Source organism: Methylobacterium sp. WL6, from assembly GCF_008040095.1.
Taxonomy (GTDB): domain Bacteria; phylum Pseudomonadota; class Alphaproteobacteria; order Rhizobiales; family Beijerinckiaceae; genus Methylobacterium.
Genome location: NZ_VRVH01000543.1, coordinates 1 through 1,558, shown reverse-complemented (window position 1 = coordinate 1,558; position 1,558 = coordinate 1). Strand labels below are relative to the sequence as shown.

The following is a 1,558-nucleotide window of genomic DNA, read 5'->3' as shown; positions in this document are numbered from 1 at the left end:
CCCCCGCGGCGTCGGCTGCGCCGGCATGGCCGCAGATCGCCGACAGGCCGAGCGGCGCGGCGTCGGGCGCCATCCGCAGGGCGGCGAGCGGCACGATCGACTGCGCCCAGATCGCCAGCAGGATCAGCGCGGTGCCGAGGGCGCCGACGCGCTTCGCCCGACCCGTCACAGGACGGCCTGGATCTGCCGGAGGGCGAGCCCGTGCCCGGCCGCGAGATCGAGCGGGCCGACGAAGCCGCCGTTCCGGTCCATCAGGTAGACCATCAGCGTGTGCTCCAGGGTGTAGTCGCCCCCCGGCAGCGGGACCTTCTTGGAGAAGACGCGGTAGGACCGCGCCACCCGGTCGATCTCCTCGCGGGTCCCGGTCAGCCCCGTGATCGAATCGCTGAACGAGCCCATGTAGTCGCGCAGCACCGCGGCGTCGTCGCGCTCGGGATCGAGGGTGATGTAGTAGGCGCCGATGTCGCCGCCGGCCTTGTGCAGGTCGTCGATCAGGTTGGAGAGGTCGGCCAGCGTCGTCGGGCAGACGTTCGGGCAGCGGGTGAACCCGAAGAACACCAGGAAGGGCCGGCCGGCCAGCGTCGCCGAATCGAGGATCCCGCCCTTGGACGATTGCAGCCGGAACGGGCCGCCGACCACCGACATCGCCGGCTTGGCGGGCCCGCGCGGCAGCATCGCCACGACGCCCCCGGCGATGCCGAGGATGCCGACGAGCACCGCCGCGAGGATGCCGTAGCCCGCCCGGCGCTGGGCCGGCGTGACGGGCGGCGGATCAATGGGCATGATCGTGGCCGCCGGCCGCCCCTTGCGCGCCCTCGGGGGCCTTCGCGCCGATCGCCTCGACCGCGAACTCGACCGGGACGGTCCCCGCCTTCTCGAACCGCAGCGTGCCCTTGACGCGCTCGCCCTTCTTCAGGGGCGCCGTCAGGTCGACGAACATCATGTGGTAGCCGCCCGGCGCGAGCGTCACCGTGGCACCGGGGGCGATGACCAGGCCGCCCGGGACCGGAGCCATCTTCATCACGGTGCCGTCCATCGTCATCGAATGGATCTCGACGTGGTCCGCCCCGGTCACCGTGGCGCCGAGCAGCGTGTCCGGCGCGGTGCCGGTGTTGGTGACGCTGAGGTAGCCGCCGCCGACCTTGGCGCCGTTCGGGGTCGCCCGCGTCCAGGGATGGGCGATCGCGAGCGCGCCGGCCTTGTACTCGTGGGCGCCGGCCGGGACCGCGAGCAGCGCGAGGGCGACGAGGGAGCCGGTCGCGCGGCGACGGAACAGCTTGGACATGGCAACTCTCCTGAAGGGGGCGGTGTCGGTCGCGGCCGCGGGCGGCCGGGCGGTTGGGGGACGGCGTCCCGGGCATGCCGGCTCGCGCGATCGCGAGGGGCCGAGCGACGGCGATGCGGCAGGCTGCATCGGTCGATGCGGGCCGAGGCCTTCCCGGAGCACGGCTTTCAGCGCGCAACCGTGAGGCAGGGCGCGACGCCGCGTTCCGGCTGGGCGGCGGCCACGATCATGCCCATTGATCCGCCGCCCGTCACGCCGGCCCAGCGCCGGGCG

At 73.8% G+C, this 1,558-nt stretch carries 2 protein-coding genes; both read right to left on the bottom strand.

Going from position 1 to position 1,558, the window contains the following annotated elements; genetic code table 11:
- Positions 1–165 precede the first annotated feature (165 nt).
- Positions 166–783: an SCO family protein gene (locus FV230_RS28185; protein ID WP_147729783.1), complete on the bottom strand. Its 618-nt coding sequence runs from the start codon at positions 781–783 to the stop codon at positions 166–168.
- Positions 773–1,285 carry a copper chaperone PCu(A)C gene (locus FV230_RS28180; RefSeq protein WP_147729784.1) on the bottom strand — a complete coding sequence of 171 codons (513 nt, stop codon included), beginning with the start codon at positions 1,283–1,285 and terminating at the stop codon, positions 773–775. Before FV230_RS28180 ends, FV230_RS28185 begins: the two co-directional genes overlap by 11 nt.
- Positions 1,286–1,558: the final 273 nt, after the last annotated feature.